2 protein-coding genes are annotated in these 1,156 nt (G+C 33.0%); both read left to right on the forward strand.

The features are described from left to right. The coding region (locus tag KVT27_RS23255) for a zinc-ribbon domain-containing protein (protein WP_217582032.1) at positions 1–264 on the forward strand (264 nt) is incomplete at its 5' end. Then, a partial coding sequence (locus tag KVT27_RS23260; protein WP_369009666.1) for a zinc-ribbon domain-containing protein occupies positions 180–1,156 on the forward strand: 977 nt, incomplete at its 3' end. The genes KVT27_RS23255 and KVT27_RS23260, both read left to right, overlap by 85 nt.

The following is a 1,156-nucleotide window of genomic DNA, read 5'->3' on the forward strand; positions in this document are numbered from 1 at the left end:
TATAGATCGGCTAAAAAGGTATTTTGGAAATGTATTGACTGTAGTTATGAGTGGGAATCGATGATTAAAAGTAGAACAATACATAATGAAGCAGGTTGTCCTAAGTGCCATTCAATTTTTACATTATTTCCCGAAATAGCTGGAGAATGGTCTTTTGAAAAAAATAAAGGTATATCAATATTCGAGACTGTACCAGGCTCAGAAAAAAAGTATGGTGGAAATGTCCTAACGGTCACAAAGATTATGAGACAACGCCATATTTAAGAACAAAAAGGGGTAGCGGTTGTCCAAAATGTGGTATAAAAAAGGCAGTACGGAATAGATTAAACACTTTAATGTATGAACAAGGTGCGGAAACTCGTAATAAGAACCAAATAAAAATAGGTAACACATTGGAATCTAAATTTCCAGAAGTGGCAAAAGAGTGGTCCCCTACAAAGAATGAAGGATTACTTCCGAATAATGTTACACCTAAATCGAATAAACAGATATGGTGGAAATGTAGCACATGCAAAAATGAATGGAGGGCAACAGTAAGTAGCCGAACTTCAGGTACTAGCTGTCCTGAATGTGCAAAAGATTCAAGAATTAAAAGTTTTAAAAAATATAAGTTAAAAAATGGTTCTTCTTTAGCTGGAAATTTTCCTGAGTTGATAAAAGAATGGAATTACAAAAGAAATGGAGATATAACACCAGAAGAAGTTAATTATGGAAGTAACGAGGAATTCTGGTGGGAGTGTGAATTAGGACATGAATGGAAAGCTGCTGTAAAATCTAGAACTTCGAAAGGTACTGGTTGTAAACATTGTCATTATGAATTAAAAACTTCATTTCCTGAACAAGCAATTTATTATTACCTAAATAAAGTGTTTGAAGGGGTTATTAATCCTCACAAAATAGAAGCGGATGGAGGAAAGGTTGATGTAGATGTTTTTATAGCAGAATATAAAATAGCAATAGAATACGATGGAGTTTTTTACCATGAAAAAAGAATTAGACAGGATGAAGAGAAGAATAAAAAGTTAAATAAGTTGGGTATCGAAATAATAAGAGTCAGAGAAAAGGGACTAGCTGGACTCAGAAAGTTTAATGGAATAACGTTAGAATCAATTCCTAAAAACAGAGAAAACTTAAACAAAATAGTAGAAGATGTGTT

The organism is Lysinibacillus sp. GbtcB16, assembly GCF_019091145.1.
Classification (GTDB): domain Bacteria; phylum Bacillota; class Bacilli; order Bacillales_A; family Planococcaceae; genus Lysinibacillus; species Lysinibacillus fusiformis.